The 26,274-nt window shown below is 39.9% G+C and carries 15 protein-coding genes; 7 read left to right on the top strand and 8 right to left on the bottom strand.

Annotation, left to right across the window (positions count from 1 at the left end):
* Window positions 1-47: 47 nt before the first annotated feature.
* The 8 genes from NY014_RS08320 to NY014_RS08285 form a co-directional block, all read right to left on the bottom strand.
* A complete protein-coding gene (locus tag NY014_RS08320; protein ID WP_259414102.1) occupies window positions 48-230 on the bottom strand; it encodes a type II toxin-antitoxin system antitoxin in 183 nt (60 codons plus the stop codon).
* Entirely contained in the window at window positions 223-726 is a 504-nt protein-coding gene (locus NY014_RS08315) for a YdbT family protein (protein WP_259414100.1), read from the bottom strand. Before NY014_RS08315 ends, NY014_RS08320 begins: the two co-directional genes overlap by 8 nt.
* A gap of 4 nt (window positions 727-730) precedes the next feature.
* Window positions 731-1,579 (bottom strand): SPFH domain-containing protein, encoded by an 849-nt coding sequence (locus tag NY014_RS08310; protein ID WP_259414099.1) that lies wholly within the window; start codon window positions 1,577-1,579, stop codon window positions 731-733.
* Window positions 1,580-1,696: 117 nt separating this feature from the next.
* Window positions 1,697-2,653, bottom strand: coding sequence for a signal recognition particle-docking protein FtsY (ftsY, locus tag NY014_RS08305; protein WP_259414098.1), 957 nt, complete (start codon window positions 2,651-2,653; stop codon window positions 1,697-1,699).
* 88 nt (window positions 2,654-2,741) lie between these two features.
* Window positions 2,742-2,894, bottom strand: a complete 153-nt coding sequence (locus tag NY014_RS08300; RefSeq protein ID WP_135074393.1) for a DUF4295 domain-containing protein — start codon at window positions 2,892-2,894, stop codon at window positions 2,742-2,744.
* 34 nt (window positions 2,895-2,928) lie between these two features.
* The gene (rpmG, locus tag NY014_RS08295; RefSeq protein ID WP_259414097.1) at window positions 2,929-3,111 is read right to left on the bottom strand and encodes a 50S ribosomal protein L33; all 183 of its coding nucleotides are present in this window, start codon (window positions 3,109-3,111) and stop codon (window positions 2,929-2,931) included.
* A 30-nt stretch (window positions 3,112-3,141) separates the two neighbouring features.
* Window positions 3,142-3,384 (bottom strand): 50S ribosomal protein L28, encoded by a 243-nt coding sequence (rpmB, locus tag NY014_RS08290; RefSeq protein ID WP_135074391.1) that lies wholly within the window; start codon window positions 3,382-3,384, stop codon window positions 3,142-3,144.
* A gap of 100 nt (window positions 3,385-3,484) precedes the next feature.
* Entirely contained in the window at window positions 3,485-3,643 is a 159-nt protein-coding gene (locus NY014_RS08285; protein WP_259414096.1) for a C1orf53 family protein, read from the bottom strand.
* A gap of 69 nt (window positions 3,644-3,712) precedes the next feature.
* On the opposite strand from NY014_RS08285, the gene rocD reads away from it, so the two are divergent.
* The 7 genes from rocD to NY014_RS08250 all read left to right on the top strand — a co-directional run bounded on the left by rocD (window position 3,713) and on the right by NY014_RS08250 (window position 26,145).
* Window positions 3,713-4,981 carry an ornithine--oxo-acid transaminase gene (gene rocD, locus NY014_RS08280; protein ID WP_259414095.1) on the top strand — a complete coding sequence of 423 codons (1,269 nt, stop codon included), beginning with the start codon at window positions 3,713-3,715 and terminating at the stop codon, window positions 4,979-4,981.
* A gap of 64 nt (window positions 4,982-5,045) precedes the next feature.
* Window positions 5,046-5,699: an HAD family hydrolase gene (locus tag NY014_RS08275; RefSeq protein ID WP_259414094.1), complete on the top strand. Its 654-nt coding sequence runs from the start codon at window positions 5,046-5,048 to the stop codon at window positions 5,697-5,699.
* Window positions 5,700-6,020: 321 nt separating this feature from the next.
* Entirely contained in the window at window positions 6,021-7,235 is a 1,215-nt protein-coding gene (locus tag NY014_RS08270) for a porin (protein ID WP_259414093.1), read from the top strand.
* 564 nt (window positions 7,236-7,799) lie between these two features.
* The gene (locus tag NY014_RS08265; RefSeq protein ID WP_259414092.1) at window positions 7,800-14,411 is read left to right on the top strand and encodes a DUF6603 domain-containing protein; all 6,612 of its coding nucleotides are present in this window, start codon (window positions 7,800-7,802) and stop codon (window positions 14,409-14,411) included.
* A gap of 3 nt (window positions 14,412-14,414) precedes the next feature.
* The gene (locus tag NY014_RS08260; RefSeq protein WP_259414091.1) at window positions 14,415-17,639 is read left to right on the top strand and encodes a hypothetical protein; all 3,225 of its coding nucleotides are present in this window, start codon (window positions 14,415-14,417) and stop codon (window positions 17,637-17,639) included.
* A gap of 5 nt (window positions 17,640-17,644) precedes the next feature.
* Window positions 17,645-24,211, top strand: coding sequence for a coiled-coil domain-containing protein (locus NY014_RS08255; RefSeq protein ID WP_259414090.1), 6,567 nt, complete (start codon window positions 17,645-17,647; stop codon window positions 24,209-24,211).
* Entirely contained in the window at window positions 24,211-26,145 is a 1,935-nt protein-coding gene (locus tag NY014_RS08250) for a hypothetical protein (protein ID WP_259414089.1), read from the top strand. The genes NY014_RS08255 and NY014_RS08250 overlap by 1 nt, the downstream gene beginning before the upstream one ends.
* Window positions 26,146-26,274: the final 129 nt, after the last annotated feature.

Here is a 26,274-nt window from a genome sequence, read left to right as displayed (position 1 = left end):
TTATTTAATGTAATGAAAATCAGCTTGATAAGAAAATAAAGGATTAATTAATCATTCTGACTTCCTTCCTGTTCTCCTCTTTTTGGAAGTCTATTCGCTTTTTTCAGTGCTTCACGAATAATCCATTCCAGCTGTCCATTGGTACTACGGAACTCGTCCGCAGCCCATTTTTCAATGGCCTTCATGGTTTCTTCGCTGATTCGAAGTGCAAATGCTTTCTTCTTACTCATAGGAAGTGTCCTCTTGCCAATATTCCAAAAACGCTTTCAATTCTCCGGCTTTTTGGGTTCCGATCATGATTTTCTTTTTCTCATCTGTAATGATCGACATTCCCTTGTCCCCGATTATACTATAAGCTTTGGTTGAACGGTTTCCCTTTATCCCCCAGCCACCAAAATCCGTAATAGGAGAATAGCTAATGACTTCTATATTCCGAATTTGGGATCGGGGAATCGTTCTCCACTTGTTGATAAAGGGGACATAGCGATAATGAATACCTATTTCATCTATTCTGCTATCGAGCCTGATATTCATCAGAAGAAAGAATGTTAGTCCAACGACACCGATGATAATTGCCGTGGCAAGTGCAATTTCATTTGGATCTGTTTTACTTGTCTTCATGATCACGAAGACTAGAATGAGCATGGGTATCTCAGTCATAAGCAACAGATACATGAGCCAGGTGCCCCGGTATGTTTGACTTTCATTATAGATCTGACGAGCCATAACTTTATTGGTTGAGCGTTCCTACATTCAATACAGGGTTTGCACTCTTATCAGAGCAGAGTACAACCATCAGATTGGATACCATAGTTGCCTTTTTCTCCTCATCAAACTCGATAATATCCTTCACCTTCAAGTCGTCCAAAGCCATTTCAACCATTCCAACAGCACCCTCCACGATTTTTTGACGGGCTGCTACAATGGCTGTTGCCTGTTGACGCTGAAGCATGGCAGAAGCAATTTCAGAGGCATAAGCCAGGTGAGAAATTCTGGCTTCAATCACCTTGATTCCCGCGTGATGCAATCGCTCGGATATTTCTTTTTCAAGGGAATGATTGACTTCTTCTACACCTGAACGAAGCGTAACCTCTGCATCTTCATCTTCGAAATTATCATACGGATAAAGACCTGCCATTTTTCGAACGGCCGCATCTGATTGGAGATGAACGAAGTTTTCATAATCTTCTACATCAAAGGTGGCCTTGAAAGTGTCCTCTACTTGCCAAACGACAATGGTACCTATCATGACTGGGTTACCAATTTTGTCATTGACTTTGAGTGGTTTGTTTTCAAAGTTCCGCACCCTCAAAGAGATTTTCTTTTTGGTCATAAAAGGATTGACCCAGAAAAATCCATTCGCTTTTACAGTTCCTTTATAATCCCCAAATAGAAGTAAAACCATCGCTTTGTTAGGTTCGACAATAAAGAATCCTGGAATCAAAAGGATGAAAACTAGAACGCTGACTACCCCAAGTACTGGGATGCCATTCAAAAAGGAGTACACTGTCAATGGGATCATAATGGGATCCAAGAAGAGGATGAGGTACCCTGACCAAGGTTTGATTATTTTTTCCATATTGATATGATATTAATTTGATATCATATTGAATTACGAAAATAAATTTAGAAGGTTCAAGTTTTTGCAAAAAAAAATCCCTGAAAAACAGGGATTTAAATTTCGAACCGGATTAGATTATTTTTTTGAGAAGAGCGAATCCACAAATTCTTTGCGGTTGAAGATCTGTAAATCGCTCATTTTTTCCCCTACACCGATGTATTTCACAGGAATTTTAAATTGATCAGAAATTCCAATCACTACTCCTCCTTTGGCTGTTCCGTCTAGTTTGGTAATAGCTAAAGAAGTAACCTCAGTCGCCTTGGTGAATTCTTTTGCCTGGATGAATGCGTTTTGTCCAGTGGATCCATCCAAGACCAGCATGATTTCATGGGGTGCATCTGGAATAAACTTCTGCATTACCCGCTTGATCTTGGAGAGCTCATTCATCAAATTGACTTTGGTGTGAAGCCGGCCAGCAGTATCGATAATAATTACATCAACGCCTTGTTCCTTACCTTGTTTTACCGTGTCAAAAGCCACAGAGGCCGGGTCGGTATTCATTCCATGAGAAACTACCGGTACTCCAACCCGCTCTCCCCAAAGAATTAACTGGTCCACGGCAGCTGCTCGGAACGTGTCAGCTGCACCAAGGATGACTGATTTGCCATTACTTTTGAAAAGATTAGCTAGTTTTCCAATGGTAGTCGTTTTTCCAACTCCATTGACCCCCACAACCATAATGACATAGGGTTTTTTATCTTCCGGAAGATCGAAGTCCAAAAAATCCTGAGAATTATTTTCTTCCAGGAGTGCGATAATTTCTTCCCGAAGGATCTTGTCGAGTTCTTCGGTATTCAAATATTTATCACGGGCAACACGCTCCTCAATTCGTTCGATGATTTTTATAGTCGTGTCCACACCTACATCTGAAGTGATCAGAATCTCCTCGAGTTCATCTAAAATCTCATCATCCACCTTGGACTTTCCCACTACGGCTTTGCTTAGCTTGGAGAAAATCGACTGATTAGATTTTTGGAGACCTTGGTCTAGACTTTCCTTTTTTTCCTTAGAGAATAATCCAAAGATTCCCATAACGTGAATTTTTGATGGAAAATAATAAAAAAGTCCCTGCTGACCGAAGTACAGAGGGACCTAAATGCATTACGATGCCGTTGGCAAATTATTTTTTCAAAGTATCCTGAACCATTGAGGTAGGTACCATTTCTTCTTTGAAGGTATAAGCTCCGGTTTTGTCAGATTTTACCGCACGGATTACCTTGGCGTAAGTCACACCGCCTTCTTTTTTCAGGGTTGCTACTACTTTCTTAGCCATATCTTGTTTCGTTTACGGATTACTCCGGAATAAATTACTTGATTTCTTTGTGAACAGTCACTTTCTTAAGGATAGGATTGAATTTTTTCAATTCCAATCGCTCGGTCGTGTTCTTTCTGTTTTTAGTGGTGATGTACCGAGAGGTACCTGGCATGCCAGAGTCTTTATGCTCTGTGCATTCCAAAATCACTTGTACTCTATTTCCTTTCTTAGCCATCTTTCTGAATATTTATCGCCGAGACTATAATTATTTGATTACGATCATTCCTTTGTCCTGCGCCTCTTTCAATACCGCAGAGATTCCTTTTTTATTGATCGTCTTCAATGCTTTGGTGCTAACTTTTAAAGTAATCCAAGCATCCTCCTCAGGTACGTAGAAGGTTTTCTTTTGAAGATTTGGGTAAAATCTACGCTTGGTCTTGTTATTAGCATGGGACACATTGTTACCTACTTGAGGTCTTTTTCCGGTAATGTCACAAACTTTTGCCATGATTCAGTATCGTAAATGTATGCGTTTCACTAATGAGTCTGCAAATATCGGAACTTTTTGGGAATTAACAACAAAGCCCTAGAAAATATTACCTGACTTTTCAGCCTTTTGGATAAGGGCAATGCTTACATCCACTTCCACAGCAATATCCCCGCTTCCGATGATATTTTTCGGTAAATACCATAAGCCCTTGTTTGTTGAAATAATAGTCTCCAGGCTCTAGAGCTGGAGGGTTCCCGCTATTCTTTTGGCTTTTCATGAAAAGGGCTCTGGGGCATTTACTATATTTGTGTTCACTAGTTTTAACAGCCCAAAATTACAAAAGTTCATGGAGACCATCACTTCTAGTCGTCAGGCAATTGCCCTTGAAAATCAATATGGAGCCCACAATTATCATCCTCTGCCAGTAGTTTTATCGAGAGGAGAGGGGGTTTTTCTCTGGGATGTAGAAGGAAAGCGTTACTATGACTTCCTTTCTGCCTATTCGGCCGTGAATCAAGGCCATTGTCATCCCCGCATCCAGAATGCTTTAATTGAGCAAGCTGGTAAATTGACACTTACCTCTCGAGCATTTTATAATGATGTGCTTGGACCTTTCGAAAAATACATCACCGAGTATTTCGGTTTTGATAAGGTGCTACCTATGAATACCGGAGCTGAAGGGGTTGAAACAGCAATCAAAATTGCCAGAAAGTGGGGGTATGAAAAAAAAGGTGTAGCAGAAAACGAAGCTAAAATCATTGTAGCCGAAAATAATTTCCACGGTAGAACTACCACAATCATCTCTTTTTCTAATGATGCCAATGCACGGAAGAACTTTGGACCTTATACTGGAGGCTTTGTCAAAATTCCCTACAATGATGTAACTGCTTTGAAATCTGCACTGGAAGATCCGCAGGTTGTTGCCTTTTTGGTGGAGCCTATCCAAGGTGAAGCAGGAGTTTATACTCCGGCCGACAATTATATAAGAGAAGTTCAAGAAGCCTGCTCGGCAAAAAATGTCCTTTTCATAGCAGATGAGATTCAGACAGGAATAGCTCGGACAGGTTCTTTATTAGCTGTATGTGGAAATTGTAGCTGCGAGGGCCATTGTGAAAGACAGGAAACTTACACAAAGCCAGATATATTGATTTTAGGAAAAGCCATTTCAGGTGGGTTCTATCCGGTTTCGGCAGTTCTAGCCAATAAAGAAATCATGGATGTAATCAAGCCTGGTCAGCATGGATCTACTTTCGGAGGAAATCCACTGGGGACTCAAGTAGCAATGACTGCTCTTGAGGTAGTTCGTGATGAAAAATTGGCCCAAAATGCTCGCAGACTAGGAAAGATCTTCCGTGAGCGCATGCAAAAAGTCGTGGAGAAGTACCCGATTGCAAAGTCTGTAAGAGGAAAGGGGTTGCTAAATGCTGTAGTGATCAATGATTCTGAAGAAAGTTCTACTGCTTGGGATATTTGTATAAAGCTGGCTGAAAATGGACTGTTAGCCAAACCTACTCATGGAAATATCATTCGTTTTGCTCCTCCTTTGGTCATGACTGAGGATCAGTTGCATGACTGCTGCGATATTATTGAAAAGGTGATTTCAGAATTTAATTGAGTTTAAAATCCTTTCGGGAGGTCGCTTTGCTAGAAATAGCCAAGCGACCTCTCCTTTTATATATATGGAAAAAGCGGTAATCTTCGATATGGATGGCGTTATCTGCCATACTAATCCATTCCACTCCAAGGCCTTTCGAATTTTCTTTGAAAAAAGAAGTTTGTATCCCACAGAGGAAGAGTTTGCCCAACACATGTATGGCAAAAGCAACTCATATATATTGAGCCATTTTTTAGGGAGGAAAATTGAGGGAGATGAACTTCTGATTCTTGAGGATGAAAAGGAGAGTTTGTTTCGGGAGATTTACCAGCATCATGTTTCTCCCATTTCTGGATTTCAAGATTTTTTTAAGAATTTGAAAAAAGCAGGTTTTTTAACGGGTGTGGCGACATCTGCTCCCTTTGCTAATCTCGAATTAATCGGAGGGAAGCTTGATCTTTTTCCTCACATGGAATCTATATTGGCGAGTGAACATGTGACTAAGCATAAACCTGATCCTGAAGTTTATTTGAAGTCAGCTTATAAGCTTGGAGTAAATCCTGATCGGTGTGTTGTTTTCGAGGATTCTTTTTCAGGAGTATCTGCTGCCAAAAATGCAGGGATGAAAGTAGTCGGAGTTTTATCCTCTCACAGTACAGATGAACTTCCGGTTTGTGACTTTTATATTAATCATTTTGGGGAGGTGGATGTGGCAAGAGTACTTTCGTTTTTTGAATAATCTGAACATTCTAGGCTTAGTCATTTACAAGAGCTTTACTTCATCTTCATTGATTATTAAAAAAATCTAAGCGCTTCTGTAGTAAAGGAGGGTTTAGTTATAGTTTTGGCTTAATCAGATTTTTGCGCTGTTAACAATTTCTTAACATTAAAACCTGTGAAATAATGGATTCTGGCCAAATAGCTCAGGTTTAATATCAGATTTTATTATAGATAGGATTAGTTTTGTTAATTATTTGATAATCTAGGATTCATTTTAAATCACAATTTTTCAAGGCAATTTTGCCGCGCTGTACAATTATCATCTTCAAATAATTCTATTATGCGAATAAATTTCGCGTTAGCCATGGCTATTTTAGTCATGGTTAGCATCAGTGTCATTGCAAGAGGCGCTGTTCAGGACACTGTATTGTCTCAAGAACAAAATCCACCTAGAGTTGTCAATACTTGGTTTGAAAAAATCCAATTGAGAGGTTATGCTCAACTTCGTTATAATGGATTATTTGAGACAAATCCAGATCTTAAGTGTGATCAATGTGATAAATCATGGGGAGGAGACAATGGTGGATTCTTTTTCCGCCGAATCCGATTGATTTTTTATGGTCAAATTCATCCTCAGGTTTATTTCTATATCCAGCCTGATTTCGCCTCAGGAGGGGGGAATTTTGCTCAAATAAGAGATGCTTATTTTGATTTGGCATTTGATAAAAAACAGGAATTCCGCGTCAGAATTGGTCAATCAAAAGTCCCGTTTGGATTCGAAAACCTGCAGTCCAGTTCAAATAGACTTCCACTTGACCGAAATGACGGATTGAACTCTGCTGTTCCAAACGAACGTGAAACGGGGCTTTTCTTTTATTACGCCCCACAAAAAATCCGGGAACGTTTTCGGTTTTTGACATCCTCAGGATTGAAGGGCTCCGGTGACTATGGAATGTTTGGTTTGGGGATTTATAATGGACAGGGACCCAATCAGCAGGATAAAAATAGAAATGTCCATGTTGTATCAAGGTTTACCTATCCTTTTGAGTTTTCCTCTGGTCAGATTTTGGAAGCTTCTTTTCAAGGATATGTCGGCAACTACATAGTTACAAGAAACAATCCAGCCAGTACGGATCAGGTAGAATTCAAGGATTTTCGCTACGGGCCTACTGTGGTTTTGTACCCACAGCCTTTTGGGTTACAGGCTGAATTCAATTGGGGAAAAGGACCTGAATATGATCCTGAGTTAGATGATGTTTTAGAGTCTCCTCTTCAAGGTGGATACATTTTGGCTAATTATAGAATTTTAAAAGGGAAAGATGTAATCATACCATTTACTCGATATCACTATTATAAAGGAGGGAAAAAGTTTGAGATTGATGCTACTCGACATCGAGTCAAAGAATTGGAGGTTGGTTTTGAATGGCAACCTCATAGAAACTTTGAACTTGTATGCATGTACACTTTCTCAGATAGAACGGCTGAAAATTCACTTAACCCATCCAATAGGCAAAAAGGAAGTTTGCTAAGGCTTCAAGCCCAAGTAAATTTTTAAAAACCATCAAGAGGCGGCCTGAAATAATGTGCCCCCAATAAGTGTCTAACTTTTTGGGGGCATTTTTTATGAGCAAAAAATTCAGGTGTGAAAATTGTCGGCGTTTTGTCCTCTCACAGTGTAGATGAGCTTCCGGCTTGGGAATTTTTAATTTGAAATTTTAAGCAACTGAGGGTACGGAAAGTTTCTTTGTTCCAAGAATCTTAGTTAAGGCTGCCCTAACAAGGAATCAATCTTAAATCAAATTTTTTCAATTCTGTCTTTTCCAAGGGGCTTGTGTGCTTTCTATTAACAAAATTTGGCATTTGGAATATAATTGAAATTGAATCCAAATATTATTTTATAATTAAGGTTTAAAGAAGAATAAAAAATACTTTTTAGATTATTTTATCCAAATATTGATTTTTAAATACATAAAATTGAATAATAAATTGGTTTAATTGAATTTTATTGATTTTACAATTTTTTTTTGAATTTTTCTTGGGGATCAAATTTTTATTCTTCCTGTAAATTACTTAAATTCAAAGAGTTAGGTTTTTTGAGTTTTTATAATTCAGTTTTTTTATGGCAGTCGTTAACTTACCTTTTGAGTCCCTACTTTCTGATTCAGGTTTGAGTCAATGGAAGTCGCAAATGGATCAACTTTTGGCAAACCCCTCGGATTCAGCTGAGGTAGTTTTTGAGCATCTTAAGGATTCATTAAATAACCCTATCAAGCTTCCGGTTGATATTTCGAAAGTCGGCAATCAATATATTATTGAGTCTGCCGAAGATTTAATAGCAGACAATTTTGAATTTTTTCTTCATGAGTTGGCTTCAGTTTTGGATCAATTTCAGATCAAATTAAATGATTCAGGTACTCAGGTAGATGAACTTATAGTAAAAGGGGAAACGGAGCTTCTTTCGCTCAGAGATCGGGTAAGTGATGAATTGTCAAAATTCCCTTACACAATAGAAATAAGAGATAATAGCGGTGTCAAGGAATTCTTTATAAATCAAACTCAAATAATAGAGTGTAAGATTCAAGGAGTTGATTTGACGATTAATTCTTCTTCCTGTTCATTCACACTTTCTCAATTAACGCAGTTACAGCTTTCCGTTGATGCCTTTTTGCCTGAGCTACAAAATGAGGACGGAACTGGCCCTCACAAGGTGGGTTTGGAATTGAATTATGGAGCAGGAGTGTTCAATGCCACGGCTTCAACTATTCCACTTGCTAGATTCCAAGGAATACAGGCTGAAATTAGCCAATTGACGCTTATTATTCAGAACGGAGAATTCCAATCAGGGTCTCAAGTATCGGGAGAATTTGTCTTTGAATTTTTAGATTCTGGTCCTGGTGGTCCCGGTAAAATCGATTTTGAAGTTTCCTTATTAAATAATGGTGATGTCAATTACCAAGCTCAAAATCCCGAAGGGCAAGAATTAAAGAAGGGAAGTGTATCGATCTTTTTTCAACAAATTGAACTTACAACTCATACTTCTTCTCCCGCAGAGGTAACTATTAATGGATGGGCGCAATTGCCTGGAGTCATTGACCAAACAACTCAACAGCCTGCAAAGACTCAATTCCAATTCAATTATTCTGATCCTCATTATGAATTCACTGGAAATAATTTTGCCCCCATTCCATTAGGATTTTCTACCATCACTTTTGATCAAGTTTTCCTTCGAATCCATAAAAACGGAACCTTAATCCAAAGTGATTGGCAAGGTGAGTTAGAATTGCCGCTTTTTTCAACTGGTAAGTTGGATTTTGAGGTGACCTTTTTAGATGCTGCTCAAGATGAATTAGAAATAAGAATTACCGGAAATCAGCCCGTTTCGCATGGTGGCTTCGAACTCAATTTGCAAGAGTTCAAACTTTGCTATCGAAATGAGGAAGTTCAGGATATCATCGGGCATGGTGAGCTTACAATTGCCGAGATTACATCTGGAACACCTATAGAAATGCAGGTGGAGTTTAACCGGTCTGGGGCAGATGAGCATTTGCTTATTCAGGCTTCGAATTTCGGAACACCAGAATTAGCTGGCTGTCAAATAGAGTTTTCTCAACTTAAGTTTGAATTCCTTAATGGAACCTTTACCGGAAGTCAGATTTTGGGCAAACTTAAGTTGCCGGATACTACCGATGGAGCAGGTATTGGCTTTGAATTGGTCTTTTCTAATCAAGGAAATGACTATACGATACAATTGACTGGCAGTCCTTCTGACAATGAATTAAACTTTGGTCCGGTTGCCTTGCAAATCCAAGCATTCGAACTGAACGTGCAGAATTCGGTCCTTCAGGACATTTCCGGTAATGGACAATTGCAATTTCCTGGCTTGAGTCAAGCATTTTCATTCAACTTTGGGGTAAATATTAATGGCCCTAATACTCAGTATGAAATTCAAATCAATAATGTAGATGCTGAAGTTGTAGGCTTTAGCCTTCAATTCACTCAAATTATAATAAGGAGTCAGCGATCTCAACAGTTTGAAGCTACCGCGATTGGTAGTTTGACTTTACCTGTTTTTGATGATGCCGGTAGTCTGGATTTCAACTTTACTATAGAGCGAACCAACAGTTATCAAATTGCAGTCAATAGTGGCTCTCAATTCGTTCGTTTTGGGGATTTTGAGTTTAATCAGGTTCAGCTCAGCCTGCAAGTTTCGGGTGGTGTGGTACAGGATTTTACTGGAAATGCTTCTCTTCTTATTCCTGGATTTAATTCTCCTAGTGCTGTATCCCTTGCCTATTCCCAAATTCAAGATCAATATTTGATCAATCTTCAAAATCCACTTGACCTCGAATTATTTGGAGGAGAAATGCACTTAGCATCATTGGATTTTGAGATTCGAAATGGGGATTTTCAAAGTGGAACAGCTGTTGGTTCTTTTAAATTGCCTGATTCAACTGGGGGTACTGGAATTCAATTTGAGTTAGAAATTGGAAACACTGGGAATGATTATTCCCTAAGCATTACAGGAACGCCAGATCAGAACACGCTGGAATTTGGTCCAGTCCAATTGCAATTCCAGAGTTTTAATCTTCAGGTCCAAAATGGAAATCTACAGTCAGTCTCTGGAGCAGGTGCTTTGCAATTCCCAGGATTGAGTCAACCTTTCACATTTAATATTTCTGTCGATACTTCTGGGCCTAATCCTATTTATGAAATTGAATTGCAAGACGTCACAGCGGATCTTGAAAGTTTCAATTTACATTTTGATCAAATTCGGATTGCGAGTGAAAAGTCAAAGGATTTTGAGGCCGATATCAACGGTGAAATTACACTTCCGGTTTTTGATGGCAATCCTATCGGTTTTGAGGTATCTGTTGCTAAAACCAACAGTTATTCGATTCAAATCGATGGAACAGGTCAGAGTTCTAATTTTGGCATGTTCGTCCTCAGTGATGTTGGATTTGCCATTCAGGTTATAAATGGGAATGTGCAAAATGCAAGTGGATCCGCTGGATTTCATATTCCCGAGCTTACTGCCCCGAATCAACCTTTTTCAGTTGATGTCAATTATTCCAAAAATGGAAATGAAGATTTTGCATTAGCAGCATCCAGTCTACCTGCAGTTGATTTAGCTATTTTCACACTAAATATTAGTTCTTTAGCATTTTTGATTCGCAACGGGAACTTTGAATCAGGTGATTTGGCTGGCACGATAAGCATGCCATTTTTCACCAATGGAGGAGGACTCAATTTTTCTTTTGAAGTATCAAATGGAGGTAACAGTTATTCTATTGAAATCCTTTCGGCTGGAACTCTAGAAGGTAATGGTTTAGAGATTAAAGACCTTAATTTAGAATTAGTTGTAGCAAATGGTTCAATGCAGTCCATTTCAGGTACATCTAAATTTAAGCTTCCCGGTGGTGATGATTTTATTCAGGTAGCTGTTTCCTATAATTCAGGACAGAATAAGCTGAGCTTCTTGGCAAGTCCTTTGCCGACTTTTAAAATTGGAGATCTTGATTTCGCATTTTCCCAATTTGGTTTTGCTATCCAAAATGGAAACCTGACGGATGCAGTTTTTGCAGGGGAATTGACAATCGATGCCTGCGATACAGGACATAATTCTTTAGACTTCAGTTTTCAATTGTCTGATGGAAATGATTATACCATCCAAGCAAATACAGGAGGTAGTCGAACAGAGCTCAAATTAGGCGATGTTAGTTTATTCATAGATGATTTTGATCTGAGGATTTTACAAGGTGAATTGGAAAGTATCCAAGCTGCTGCCGCATTGGGTTTCTCAGGTTTTGAAAATGAAAGCGGTTCTGGGCCTGCCGAAATAGGAATTGGGTTCGGTTACGAAAAAGCCACCAAAAAATATCAAATATCACTTTCCAGTGATCAAAAAATCAAAGTAGGAGGTTTTGCCTTCACGTTGAAAGAGCTTGAATTGGCATTTACTTCTTCAAGCCTTCAGTATCCATTCTCCTTTGAGGGAGAATTAGAAATACCTGGATTGAAGGATGATTCAGATCAGCAGGCTAAAGTTGCTGTCAGTTTTGAAATTCCTTCTGCGGGGAATTTTTCTGCCTCGATTGGAAGTACAGCAGTTTTTCATGTTGGAAGTATCAAAATCACCATTTCGGATATCTCCGTCACAAAAAACCAAGATGAAATCACGATCAAACTTCAAGGGCAACTTGAGTTAGAAGGAATTGGAGGGGCGGATGGTGCCACGGCTATCGGAGTTGATATAGAGATCGATAACCAAGGAGCATTTAGCATTTTGGGAACTGCGGATCCAGCTTTAAAGGTCTTGGATGTCCCTAGCGTTGTCCGAATATATTTGAGCAAAATAGGTCTAAGCAGAACGGCTTCTAATGATTGGGGTTTCAGTTTAGGTGGATTAATAGAAAACCAGATTGTCATTCCAGGAATGGATGATCTCCTACCAAGTCAGATCAATTTAAAGGATTTACAGTTTGGGGAATCGTTTGATATTGACTTGGATATCCGCTGGCCTTCGGGTCTTAATATTTCATTTGGAGGAGCCCAAAGTGAGGCCCTGATTCCCGTAAATGGGAAATTTGGGAACGCTGTCAGTTTAGATGCTTTAAAAATCACCTATAAAGACAATGGTTCCGCAGGAGCGGATATTGGGGTAGCTTTTTCAGGAGCAAGTATTACTCTTGGACCTGTTGCTGCTTCCGTAGAAGGGTTGGGAATTGAAGCAACTTTGGTTAAGGCATCTTTTAGCAATGGGGTGCCACAAGGGAATTCCAATTTTGGTATTGTAAACATTGATATTCGATTTAAACCGCCAACTGGACTCGGAGTCTCCCTAGATACTCCTGTGTTTACTGGAGGAGGTTATTTGTTTTTTGATAATGAAAAAGGGGAATACGCAGGAGCTGTGGAATTGTCCTTTATGAATCTTTTCGCAGTATCTGCGATAGGTATTATCAATAGCAAGATGCCTGATGGCAAGCCGGGGACTTCTGTTTTATTTATTGTTTCTGTTGAATTTGGAACCGGAATAGCCTTAGGGTTTGGCTTCTTTTTATCTGGACTGGGAGGAATTTTAGGAATTCATCGTACAATCCAAGTTGAGCGCCTCCGGGATGGGGTTCGGACCGGAACCATTCAGAATATTCTTTTTCCAAAGGATATAATCGCCAATATCAATAAGATTTTAACTGACATCAAAGAGGTTTTCCCTGTGAAGCGAGACCAATTTGTGTTAGGACCAATGGCTGCTATTACTTGGGGAGTGCCTACACTTCTCCGGGTGGATTTGGGAGTCGCTATAGAATTTGCAAATCCTGTAAGATTTGGGATTCTAGGTGTTCTTCGAGTGATTTTGCCTGATGAAAATGCCGCCTTGATCAAAATTCAAGTTGCTTTCCTCGGCATGATCGACTTTGAAAAAGGCATGCTGAGCTTCGATGCAAGCTTGTTTGATTCTAGGGTGCTTACTTTTGGATTAGAGGGTGATATGGTTTTGCGGATTTCATGGGGAGCAAAGCCAGATTTTGTACTCTCGGTAGGAGGTTTCCATCCGAGATTTAACCCACCTACTCATCTTCAAATTCCAACGATGAAGCGGCTTACCTTGAAAATTCTTTCAGGTAATCCCCGCCTGACATTGTCTTGTTACTTTGCAGTCACTTCCAATACAGTCCAATTCGGAGCTGGTATCGATTTTTATTTTGGAGTAGCAGGTTTCAAAGTAGTCGGAGAATTTGGCTTTGATGTTCTGTTCCAGTTTTCACCATTCCGTTTCATTGCCGATGCACGGGCAAGATTGGCAGTCAAGGCTGGTAGCACCACTTTGCTCAGCCTTTCTCTGGAATTTTCACTCGAGGGACCTACTCCTTGGAGAGCCAAAGGAACTGCCAAATTCAAGATTCTTTTCTTCTCAGTCAAAGTCAAATTCGACGTCACTTGGGGAGACAAAAAAGATACAACACTACCGGATATTGCGGTCTTCCCGCTACTTACCGAAGCAATGGAGGACATTCAAAACTGGAGAAGTATACTTTCCAACCCGAATTCTCCTGGATTGCGAATGAGAGGTTTGGCATCGGAAGAAGAGTTGATTTTGACACCGAATGGGTCTATTGAAATCAGCCAGAAAATTGTGCCGTTTGAAGTAGAGATTTCCAAGTTTGGACAATTCAAACCTTCAGATTTCACTCTGTTTGAAGTAACCGAGGTCAAGATCGGAAATTCATCAGCTAGCTACTCCTACATACAGGAAGCATTTGCTCCAGCCAATTTCCTAGATATCGGAGATAATGAAAAGTTGAGTCTTCCTTCATTTGAAGATCAAAGCTCCGGTGTCAAGTTAAGTGCAACTGATGCCTTGAAATGTGGTGATGTAGTAGATAGATCGGTGGAATATGAGCAGCATGTGATGGATGAAGCCAACCAGTCTTTTGCTCTTCAAAAATTGAGCACTTTGGCCACATTCAGCAAGCAAGAGACTACTTTCTTCTCAAGAAGAGGTGCAGTAGGACGGTCCGCGCTATCTGCTTACAAAAGTCAGGTACTCAATCCTAAGAAAGTTGCTTTACAAAAGCCGGGTTTTGCAGTAGTAGGTACGGATGATTTGCAGGTAGTAGGAGCTAAGCAGCATCTGTCTTACATGGAAGCTGTGGAGATAGCCAAAACTTCCCAAAAATCGGGAAAACAGAGTGTTCAAGTTGTTGCCAGTGATGTTTTAGCCTTATAAGATATGCCAGATTCAGTTTTAGCTAATTATTCATTTTTACCTTGGGTTAGACAAGGCTTAGGGAATGAAATCCTAGAAGCAGATTTTTTGGGAAATACTTTGCCAAATAACGCTACTCTTGAGCGCCCTGAAATCACTGTGACAACGAAAGTGAAGGCTACCAAAGCAGAAGTTTCACAGACTCATACAATCACCAAAGTTGTCAAAGTGCAAGGCCCTGGAGATGTTTTGGGAGTAAATTCCAAATCGATCATCAGGGTACATCCTAAAAAAGGGGTCACAAATTTTGAGACCAATAATCTTTGCTATGTTGAGTTTTATGAAGAGGACCTTCCATGGAGGTTTACACCTGCCAAGCCAGTTGGAAATAAACTCAGACCTTGGTTGGGTTTGATTGTCCTTAGGGAAAATGAATTCGAAAAAAGTACTGGAGGGACTCCTACTCCTTTTATTACTATCAGCAATGATGCCTTAGCTGAAGTTTTTTGCAATGAAAAGGATACCTATGCTTTGGCTCATGTTCATGTTTTGGAGGATTTGGGCGACTCTCCATCTGACCCGGAAGTGCAATTGTCTCAAAAACTCTCTAAAAATCCGGATTTAGCTCTTTCTAGATTGCTATGCGCAAGAAAGCTGGAATATACAGAGCCTTCTCCTTCTTTGGATTATGATCCAAATGTCTATCATGCTTTTTTGATTCCAGCATTTGAAACTGGCAGGTTGGCTGGTTTGGGATTGGATACGGAAAATGTTCCCGCTCAAAAACCTTCTTGGTCTCGGACAGCAATCACTGGGGGTACCAATCCATCCAGTTATCCCTATTACTATACTTGGTCTTTTAAAGTAGATGAAGGAGGAGATTTTGAAAGTTTAGCTCAACTTTTGGAAGCCCGTGAATTGCCTGAAAATATTGGGAAGAGGGAAATGGAGATGGAGGATATTGGTTTTGGGATCAAACCAGTTGGAGTAGATGCTCTTGGCTATGTGGAAGGGGCTCTCAGACATCCAGACTATCAAACAGCCCCTTGGCCTATGAGCCAACAAGATCTTAAGAACCAATTATTGAGAGTCTTGAACCTTTCTTTTGATCTCCAGGATACAACCCCTATTCCTAATCCATCCTTTTTCTATTCTCCAAATGCTGAACAAGATCCCATTATTACCCCACCGATTTATGGTAAATGGCATAAAGGAGTGAATAAGTTGTCAGCAAATGGATCAGATTGGATCCACCAAATGAATCTTCATCCTAGTCATCGAGCAGCTGCTGGGTTGGGAGTGCAGGTAGTTCAAAAACATCAAGAGCACTTTATGGAGATGGCCTGGGAGCAAATCGGAGAGATAAATGAAGCCAATCAAAAAATTAGGGAAAGTGAGTTGATGAAAAGGGCTACCCAAGCCTTAGCAGTCAAAAAAGTCTTTAAGTTGAATCAGTTTGACTTTATAAATGCAACAGGAAAAGCATTTGAAGTCTTGAAATTAGACGCTGAATCGACCGTGAAAAAAGCTATTAAGACTTCTATCGTCCCAACAGCAATTCGGTCGGGTACTTTCTTGAAAGTAGCAAATAATTTTACGCCCACTGCTTTGATGAATGGGGGTAAGGATGGAGCCTTGGAAATACTTAATCAGGATTTGATATCCAAACTGAACATCCAAAGTGAAGAAAACGGTAGAATTTCGGCAGCTCCTTCCAGGTCTGAACCAGCCATGGTTTTACCTACTTTAAAAGCCTATGAGAATATTGTTGATGTGGTTTTAGAAAACCCTCCAATCTCTTTCATGGAAAAGTTGACCAATGCGATTTTGGAGTTTTCAGATGTGAGTTTTTCAACTTCGGCTGTAATGGCCAAACTCACTGATTTGGAGCCAGAACCAAAGAAAAGGGCTGAGGACATATTAAATGGCATTACTAGTAGACAAAAGATTGGAGTCAACCGAAAATTCATTGTCAATCCAGAGGTATTCGAAGATAGAATCAATCCCAATTTTACGGAGGGGATTTATGGCCCAAATGACGAGGTAAAGTTTGTAAAAGGTGGGGCTTCATCTAGCACTATTATTCAATATAAACAAAGTGCTACTGTTAAGACTCGAGAGGATTTCCTTACTAGTTTCTCAGATAAGTTTGTAATCTCTCAAGGGACAGATACAATAGCAAAACTTGTTCAAAAGCCACTTCGAGCTACTTTGCCATTGGATATTCATGAAAAAATCCGATTAAAACTAAATCCCAAATTGAATTTTACTCGGAAGCTGGCTTCATTTTTTGCTTCAAATATTACGCTTAACAATAAGCCTATCATGGCTTATCCACGATTTCCGATACCTGTTTACGAGTATCTCAAGGAAATTTCTCCCGATTATATCATTCCAAATATCAGTGAAATTGAGCCGAATACCATTACACTGATGGAGACGAACCGTCAGTTTATCGAGTCTTTCTTGATGGGGATGAATCATGAATTTTCTAGGGAATTACTATGGAGAGAATTTCCTACTGATATGCGAGGAAGTTATTTCCGGCATTTTTGGGAGTATGACAATGACCCAATGAAAGATGTCGAAGTAGGAGACGATTATGAGGCTTATGTGGAGGCAATGCTCGCCAATCAAAATGCACGAGCTGATATCAAAGAAATTCATAAATGGAACAAGGCTCTTGGAAATAATGAGGAAAAACCAGGAGCCGGTCTTGTGCTTTTGATTAAAGGGGATTTGCTGAGAAAATATCCAAACACCTTGGTTTATGCCCAAAAGGCTGTTTACAAAAATGGGAATCCGGCACTTCCGAGGCAGTTAAGTGATTACAATCAATCCGGAAATGTCAAATGGCCGATTCTTAGTGGGTCCATAGAACCAGATGTTTATTTCTTTGGATTTGAGCTTTCGCAGGAGGAAGCGAATGGTAACAGGACAAATAATCCAGGTTGGTTTTTTGTATTGCGAGAGAGACCAGGTCAGGTAAGTTTTGGTTTGGATGATTTGGATGGAGCATTGGATATGACTCCTGACAATTGGAATCAAGTCACCTGGGAACATCTGACAGGAAACGCTTCCAAGCAACCTTCTTTTTTGAAAGTGAATGGAGTGAATATCCAACTGAGTCCTAGCGGAACGGGCCCAAGAGCTGCACAATGGGGAGCAAGCAGCAGTGACATGGCCTATATTCTTTACCAAGCTCCTATTCTTTTTGCACGACATGCATCTACCATGCTAAACGATTAAGCGCTATGCCTATCCCAGAACTTGTAGGAAAATATAACGATCCGATTTTTCATCAAATCAAAAATGCTTTCAATCAGCGAAGTGATGATTTCCCTGTCCTGATGCTGCCAGTTCGGCTGGAGACAAAGTTCATGAAGTATTCACGGGTTTTAAAACCATCTGTGCCGGGCAAAGGCGATGTAAATACTATTATCCAACAGCTCTATAAGTTGATTTTTGATGTCCGGATTCTTGAAGATTCTATCCAGGAATTTCAGACGAGTGAGGAAAAAGAAGGAGTAAGGGCACAGGCAATTTTTGGAAGAAAGCAGAAGCAAGCTCAAAATCAGGTAAAAAAACAATTTGGTGATTTTCAAAAAGAAGTTCAGCGAATCACTGGGCTTGTAAACAAAATTAAAGAAGCGGAAAGAGTTGATAAAGTAGTACTTAGAGATGCAGCAGGTGATTTGAAATCCGTGGTTCAATCATTTTGGATTTGGGATGAGCTTGCCACTACAAAATCAGGATTGACGGATCGGATCGATGAATTAGTAAAGGCTGTAGAACGACTTAAAACGCCTTCTCTTTTTGTATATGAAAAAGGAAAGTTATATCTGGGTGCCCTTGAAAAATTACATAAAAGCATCGATGCAATTTTTGTTTCTAATAAAATCAATGCGGCCACATTAGATAAGGAACTTAAAAACATTGAGGATCGATTGGACGAGTTGGATGCTTTAGCGGATTCACCGGATTTTCGAGCCACAGATGACATGCTCAAGAAAATTCAAAGCAATATTTCCTTAATCAAGCGGAAGCATAAAAGTGGAAATGTCAGACTTACCAATTTTAAAATCGGCTACACAGGAAAAAAAGATCTCAAGAGGGAAGAGTACGAGCTTCGAAAGAAGATTAATACACTGAAGAAAAAAATTGATGAGGAAACAGTCCCAATCACCCGATTTAGAGAAACTTTAAAAACTTTTCCTGTCAAACAACTTAATCCCAAAATAGTAAAGGCAAGTTTTTTCATTGCTGCAAAAGTAAAAATTGGGATAAAAGATTACCGCAGTTTGATTTCAGTTCAAAAAGAATTGATAACCCTTTTGAAGGATATTCATAAGCATGCCCAATTACCACTTGATGGGACTTTGGATGAGATCAATAAGTTGAAAAAGAATTATGGAGTTCTGAAAAAGCAGTTGCTTAGTTTTCAAGCTGCTTCGAAAAAAATCAAACCAAGAACACCAATTGAAAAAAGGGGGATTTCAAAGTTAAACACCCAGCTTAGAGGATATCTAAATGACATGCGGGAATTGGAGCCGGGCTTTAAAAAGCTGGAAAATCAAATTCTTGCGGAAAATAAGCTTAAAGCCAGTTCACTTTCATCGATTGCGACTCGCAGAAGTATTCTGAATACTCGGGATGTCATTGTGAATACTCGGGAAAAACCACCCAAGCAAGTACTGGAGAATTTAAAGAGTCAGCTATCCCAGCTGCAGGAAAAAATAAAAACCACTGCCTCTAGTACGATTTTGCTTCCCAGAGGAGAGTATAATCAATTAAAAAGTGCCTATTTCAGTCTCAGAGACCAGGTAAATAATGTCTTAAAGGCAAACCCTTTACCTGAAGCAGCAGATACTCAAGTGGAAGCTGACCGAATGCTGGTCACAATTGAAAATCAGATTCTGGATCAATTGGTAGATGTTAATAATCCCAGAGATCGGTTTTATGAGGATTACAGAAATCGTGTGATTTTTACACCTCGTACAGAAGAGGTGACCGAGCTATGGGTTCGGATTTTTCCGGATGATATTGCTATTGACAACCATGATGAACGACTGACTGACAATGAAGAGCAGGCTGCAAAAGACTATTATTATGAGGTTTATAGTAAACCTGAGTCTGAAAGAGAATCGGCAAAGCTAGGTGCTTGGCGTGCAGCAGCTGTAAGCTTAGGAGTACGAAGGGCTGCTTATGCCATCCGGGCTTTAGAGCCAAAGGAAATCGCCACAGGCAACATAGAAAAAATTAAGGATGAGTTATTCGACTTCTTGGTTGAGGAACTTGGTTATCAAAAAAGAAAGAGCCGAGCACTAACTAAATCAGATGCAACAATCAAGAAGCTAGAGCTTGCCTTTGCATCTGCACCGCAACGGCTTAAGCAACTGATTTCAGCTTCACATTTTACTCCTTGTTTAGAGACTAAAGGAACTTTAGATATTGCTATTTCCCACTTTCGTCATCTTTTGACAAGTTTAGAAAGCTGGATTACAGCTCGAACATCGGCCTTGCAAAAGTCTCAAATAGAGCAGCTCGCACTTCTTATCAATGAGTCCGGGAAAATAATCTATGAATACTATAAAGACCATCTAAAAGAACTTAATCAACCCTTTAAATCAGCGTTGACCTTTCCAAATGTTCCTAAGAAAACTAAAAGTTGGGATAGGGCAGGGTTTACAGAAGTTCTACCAGATCGTTTTGTAGTGATTACAAAAAGAGGAGATCAATATCAGCATATTGCCACTGGTAAAACAGTCCAAAAACCGCTTCCTGTAAGTTTGGATCCTAGTGGGGATCAGGCTGATTATTTCAAGCATCTCCCTAATGGGGATTTGGAAGTGCCAGGGGAGATTAGTTGGATGTTTGATTTCAATGCGGCAGTAGATGCTGGCATGGGGATTAAGATTCCTTTGGATAAAGATGATTGGGAGCAGGGCTTTGACTTGGTTATGGCCTATGGGGTCAAAAATAAGGATGCCATCCAAAGCCAGGCATTAATAAATAAATTATTTACTAATCACTTATACAGTGATGGAGGGCTGGAATATTTAGCAGCTGGAACTGCCACTAATAATACCGATCAGGTCAAATCTCCTTATCGAGCTTTAGATGACGATTTGGACGGAGCATTTGATTTGTTTTTTGCTCAAAATCCGCCTTCTTATGTGAATAGCTTTGATGATAAATTTGAATTGGACGTTTCTGATGGCCAGTTTTTTAAGGAAGCTCTGGGAATACCGGAATCATTAGCAAATGACATCAGGCATCATGATAAAAAGGATATTTGTCTGGGAAGAGCTATGAACAGAGCACTGTTCAATGCCACCTTGAAATATTATTTCAAGGTAATGATTCCTAATCTCATGGAGGATTTTGATATCAATCAGACCATGTTGTTTATGCTACATCATGTGTCTGCCCTAGGAACATTACCAGTATTCAGAGTAGATAATCAGCCCTATGGAATTCTGCCTGTTTCTCCTGTGGATTTATTCAAATCTCAAGGTTCCACCCAAAAGGGGACTGAATCTAATTATATCAAAAACCTCACGTTGTTTTTGAAGCAAACGAAAAAAGGTTTTGAGAACTTTAGAGAAAAACCCCTTCATATCAACAGTGATCAGTATAAGTCAAATCCGCAAGCGGAATTTTTGAAGGTTTTGGGACTAGAGCCTTTCTCTAAAGAATTTTTCTATCGATTTGGTGTCAATGCTGCCAATCGATGGCAAGATCCGGATGAGGAGGGAGAAGGTTTCCAGGTAAATTGGGACTATTTGGAAGGGGCATTTACTCCTGGTGAAATCGCTTATAATTATAAACAGCTACTAAGTGGTCTGGGACATACCTCCCAAAACACCCAAACCAATGCGATTTCTAAGTCAAATATTTACAAAAACCGATTTACTGAAGGGAATTTTATATTAGGTCCTTTAGTACAGGACGAGCAATTAGGTGAAGGCCCCTTGGCTGTAACGGACAAAGGGAAAAATTATCTGGAATGGATTCTTGACCAGAATACTTTAGAAAAAGTTACAGGCCTTCATTTTGAAGACCTTCCAAAGGTAGAAATCGATGGAGAAGAAAAAACCCAGTATTCTGTCTTAATGGCAATGATTCGTGGCGCTTGGGTTTATGACCATGGCGTCTATGCGAAGAAAGCTCTTGAAAAAATTAAAAACTTGGACGTTCCTACCTTGGAGCGCTTGCTATCTTCTCACATTGATTTAGTTACATACAGACTAGACGCTTGGTTGACAGGCTTATCTGACTACCGATTGAGAGAATTGAGGAGAGGAAATTCATCAGGAACCTATTTGGGAGCTTATGGATTTGTCCACGATTTACGGAGATCTGAAGAAATGGAGTCGGTTCCCAAACTTCCTGAAGGATTGGAGTCCTCAAATGGACAAGATGTGAAAAAGCTTCCGGATAGTCAGGGATTTATCCATGGCCCTAGTATGAATCATGCTGTCGCCGCTGCAGTGTTACGTGCAGGATATAATTCCATAAAGGCGAAAGGAGATAGCAATAATGCCCTTTCGGTAAATCTCACCTCTGCAAGGGTAAGGAAGGCTTTACATCTCTTGGAGGGTGTGGGAAATGGTCAGGAAACAGGTGCCTTATTAGGATATCAGTTTGAGCGAGCACTACATGAAAAGTATCAGGATGATGGAGGAAATCCATTGGAAATGGACGTTTATATTTATCGTCTTCGCAGGAAATTCCCCACCTATTCGGATTCTTCTGTAGATCCCACTGACACTACCCAGTCAGAATCCATCAAAGCATTGAATGTGGTAGATGGTTTAGCCTTAATAGATCATGTTGAAAAGCATTTAACTGATGCTGGATTATGGAATCCGGATTTAACTTTTGTGGATAATATTATCAATGACAATGTCTCACCAGTTCAGTTTAAAGGGTTTCCTTGGGTCTTGGCAAGTCAGCTCCCAAATCCTGCTGCACCAAGTACGGGGTCTACACCTCAGTTAGAGCGAAAGAAAATCAGGGCAATTGTTCATGAGTTAGACAATATCGCGGATGCCATAGATGCCTTGGGTGATTTGGTGACAGCAGAAGGAGTTTATCAACTAGTGAGAGGAAATCATGTTCGGGCAAGTGCCGTATTGAATTCCATTTCTGAGGGGAAAGTGCCCCTCGATCCAGAAATTATTAAAACCTTCAGACAAGGAGTCATGGTGACCCAAAGAGCTTTGCTTCAGATTCCGGTCATTTCTAATTCAAATACTCCTTGGGTTGGGGTGGAAGTTAGTCCCAGGTCTAAAGCGGAGCCATCTCTCAATCATTGGTTGGCATCCAAGATCGGTGATCCGGATCTTGTGTCATGGAAGGCAGTTTATGGAGATACTCAGACAGCGATCAGTCTTTCTGATTTGGGAATGCAGCCCATTGATTTGGTTTTATTGGTGACTAGTGGAGGTGATGAAAGTTTAGGTGAATTACAGGCCAGGTGCATTGATTACTTGAGACAAAATGATGCTTCTGAGGAAGACGATATTTCGATAAACTTTAATGAAGCCTCTAGCTCATCTGCATTAAGCTTTGGAGAAATCATATCCTTGCTTCAGCATTTGGGAAAAGTGATTGGAGGGGCCCGTGGAGCTGATGCAAGGGATTATCGAATTGCAGAAGATGAAATGAATTTTGGGCCAGAGGCCGCAGGAATAGATTTGACGGATTTAAGTGCTCGAATAAATACTTCATTAAATGATTACCAGGATCTTTTAGATACGTTGGCACCTTTTGAATCTTCCAAAACATCCTATTCTCCTTCCGAAAAGGAATTGGCAATTGATTCTTTAAAAGCTTTATCAAGTTTCGGGTTTTCAGGATTCTATCCTGTAAATCCAGATGAGGATATCCTTTCTCTCGCTCAGCGAATTATTTCGGCAAAAGCCAAAATGATTGAAAATATCTCCTTTGCCCAAGCTCAGCTTTCTGAATTGGAATTTGAAATTGATCAGGGAAAATGGATCAGTTTTGCAGCTGAATTTTCTACTAAGTTTTTTGGAAGTGGTTTTAAACTTGTGCCTAAGATAGGTATCAGTAATGAAGCTGACTTGAACGGTCAATTAAATATGCCTAGACCTGAAGGACCTCTGCGTCATAAGACTGAAGCACAGCTCCAAGATTGGTGGTCTGGAATTTCATTGGTTAGAAATAGACTAGGTTATTTGGAAACAGTTTCGATTTTGGGGGAAGTGCTTCATGATGAGCAGGTAAGTTTTCAGCCAGTACAATTGCCATTTGATTTGAATAATCTTCCACCAGTATCGGAAAGAGATTATTGGTTAGGGGCTGAATTCCCGGAATCTTATACTTCTGATGGAGACCGATTGTCTTTGTTGATTTTTGGGAAAGAAAACCTTCAGGCAACTTGTTGTGGATTGTTCTTGGATGAATGGATGGAAATCATTCCGGATCCAAAAGAGACTACAGGAATAGCTTTTCATTTTAATCAACCTGACTCCAGAGCTCCACAAAGTTTGCTTTTGGCTGTTCCTCCTGAAAAAAGAGGGACTTGGGATTTTGAGGAATTAGCGCTTTGTGTGGAAGAAGCTTTTCAATTGGCAAAATTGAGAGCTGTTGAACCAGACCAAGTGGATAAATCCATGTTTTCTCAAGTTTTACCTGCTACTGCAGCCTTGGCATTTGGAGATGATGAGTTTGCTCGAAAACTGGCTGCATCTGATGAAGACGAGACAAATGATGGATCGTCTGGAAGCGATGCACTCGGGCTTTTTATAGATTATACTAGCGTGAATGTTGGATACGAACCTGAAGAATAATGTCAACCATAAAACCATATTACCCCTGTGAACCCTTTAGGGCTTATAACCGAATCGAAGGTCGTCCCCGTGAAGAAGAACTAGACGATTCCCTAGCTGCAAAAATTAATGATCCTTTATGGATGCTGGCTAGACAGTACCAGTTTGGTGAGTTGAAGGGAGAAGATGCCGGGTCGGCAATTTTTGCTAAGGCCGCCATAAATATGGTCAGAATGACCTCATTCACTGGAGGCGATGGGACAAAATCGCCTTATTCGGAGGATATTCCTTTAGAAGCAAGAGTAGAGCGATTGACTCCCGAGATCGATTTGAAAATGGCTGTTCGAATTGGGAAAAAATTTTTGCAGCTATTTGATGAGGAAGGGGGAAAACTTCCAGCAAGTAAAGGTTACGTTTCTGGGATGTATCAGGATAATTTTAAAGAAAAATTCCCTTTTGAAGTCCCACAATTTGAAGGTGGTGAAACTGCTGAAGATGCAGCTGTAAAAGCTCGAATTCTAAGTTTGCAGCAAGCAGCTTCCTTTTTACGTGCTGTGAGCGGAAGAGCCTTAAATGGAAAGTCCCTTTGGGATCTTTTATGGAGTGACCCGACAAAAATAAACAATCTTATTCTTGCCCCTAGCCAATCGCCAACTTCTGATAAATTCATTCTATCGAAGCATAAAAGTTTGGCGCTTTTAGTTGCTAAAAATTGGGTTGATTTTGTAAAAAATGAATTGAATATACCTGAAAGTGTTGAGAAGGATTCGTGGCTAAAAGAACGACTAGAATACAGCTTTAGAACTGGTATTGATGAGGGAAATGGAACAGAAACTGAATTAAATGCTGAAGAGTATTTCCATGGGCATTTGGATTGGTTTTCATTTGACGTAGCTAAAGAAAAAGAGGAATCAAATCAACCCTTTGATAATTCTATTCGAAAAAGAGAGGTTTTAACAGTGATTCCTTCCGAGGCAAGCTTCGCAGGCATGCCTAACTCAAGATGGTGGGAAATGGAGGATGGCTCCATTGATTTGGGGAATCTGAAAGCCTCTGATACTGATATTGCAAAGATTTTGGTGACCCAATACGCTTTGCAATACAGTAATGATTGGTTGGCTATTCCCTATGATATTCCTACTGGCTCTATGGTAGAAGTGGAAGGGATTTTGGTTCGTGATACTTTCGGACAAAATTTCTATGTAGAGGCAGCTCACAAAGATGGGGAAAGCTGGAATGAGTGGAATATGTATGCCCTGACGGTTGAAAAAGGCGAGTTTGAAAGTCCTGACTTTGATAAACGGGTTCTACTTCCAGCAGCAGCGGTAAAAACACTTGAGAGTGATCCAATAGAAGAAGTGAAATTTATCCGTGATGAAATGGCCAATTTGGTTTGGGGTATTGAAGCTAGGGTTCCGAATGGGATAGGAGAAGGGCTTGATGGATATGAAGCGGCAAAAAGCCTTCAAGATGAATTTTCACGTTTGATTCAACCGAAAGAAATCCCATCTGAAATTTCGCTTCCAGTAGCTTTGGATAACAATAGTGAAGGAAAAGCCTCTACCTATAAAGCCCAATTGAGATATCAATTAGGAAATAGTGTAAGTGAGAATTGGATTCCGTTTATACCTGTTCATCAGCAAGGGTCAAATCGAGAAATTCACTTCCAAAGAGCATCAATGCCAAGAATTAATGAGCTTTTTGCTCCACATGCTATTCGCCCAAGAACGCCTCTACTTCGAGATGGGATTGATGAGGATGACGGACAGGTTTATCCATTGTATATTAATGAGGAAGAAATTCCAAGGGCAGGAGTCAAGCTTACAAGTACCTATCAACGGACACGTTGGTATAATGGGAAAATTGTGATTTGGTATGGTCGAAGAAAGAGAACCGGAAGAGGAGAAGGAAGTAGCGGTTTAAGATTTGACTTAGTATTGGAAAATAAAGATTAAAAGATTAAATTGTATCAACTTGATTGGAAATAAATCCGAAAGGATATTAAAGATAAAAGCACTACGGTGTTAGGAACCTGAGCAAGCAAGGAAGAAGAACAAGAAATTGGACCTTGATAACAGTATGAC

Source organism: Algoriphagus limi, from assembly GCF_024919275.1.
Classification (GTDB): Bacteria; Bacteroidota; Bacteroidia; order Cytophagales; family Cyclobacteriaceae; genus Algoriphagus; species Algoriphagus limi.
The sequence above is the reverse complement of the archived record's forward strand: the minus strand, read 5'-3'. Positions and strand labels throughout refer to the sequence as shown.

Coding starts and splice junctions, on each gene's coding strand:
- NY014_RS08260 (WP_259414091.1), top strand. CDS start 14,415: ATGCCAGATTCAGTTTTAGCTAATTATTCATTTTTACCTTGGGTTAGA.
- NY014_RS08255 (WP_259414090.1), top strand. CDS start 17,645: ATGCCTATCCCAGAACTTGTAGGAAAATATAACGATCCGATTTTTCAT.
- NY014_RS08320 (WP_259414102.1), bottom strand. CDS start 230: ATGAGTAAGAAGAAAGCATTTGCACTTCGAATCAGCGAAGAAACCATG.
- NY014_RS08285 (WP_259414096.1), bottom strand. CDS start 3,643: ATGAAAAGCCAAAAGAATAGCGGGAACCCTCCAGCTCTAGAGCCTGGA.
- ftsY (WP_259414098.1), bottom strand. CDS start 2,653: ATGGGAATCTTTGGATTATTCTCTAAGGAAAAAAAGGAAAGTCTAGAC.
- NY014_RS08250 (WP_259414089.1), top strand. CDS start 24,211: ATGTCAACCATAAAACCATATTACCCCTGTGAACCCTTTAGGGCTTAT.
- NY014_RS08310 (WP_259414099.1), bottom strand. CDS start 1,579: ATGGAAAAAATAATCAAACCTTGGTCAGGGTACCTCATCCTCTTCTTG.
- NY014_RS08265 (WP_259414092.1), top strand. CDS start 7,800: ATGGCAGTCGTTAACTTACCTTTTGAGTCCCTACTTTCTGATTCAGGT.
- rpmG (WP_259414097.1), bottom strand. CDS start 3,111: ATGGCTAAGAAAGGAAATAGAGTACAAGTGATTTTGGAATGCACAGAG.
- NY014_RS08270 (WP_259414093.1), top strand. CDS start 6,021: ATGCGAATAAATTTCGCGTTAGCCATGGCTATTTTAGTCATGGTTAGC.
- rpmB (WP_135074391.1), bottom strand. CDS start 3,384: ATGGCAAAAGTTTGTGACATTACCGGAAAAAGACCTCAAGTAGGTAAC.
- NY014_RS08315 (WP_259414100.1), bottom strand. CDS start 726: ATGGCTCGTCAGATCTATAATGAAAGTCAAACATACCGGGGCACCTGG.
- rocD (WP_259414095.1), top strand. CDS start 3,713: ATGGAGACCATCACTTCTAGTCGTCAGGCAATTGCCCTTGAAAATCAA.
- NY014_RS08300 (WP_135074393.1), bottom strand. CDS start 2,894: ATGGCTAAGAAAGTAGTAGCAACCCTGAAAAAAGAAGGCGGTGTGACT.
- NY014_RS08275 (WP_259414094.1), top strand. CDS start 5,046: ATGGAAAAAGCGGTAATCTTCGATATGGATGGCGTTATCTGCCATACT.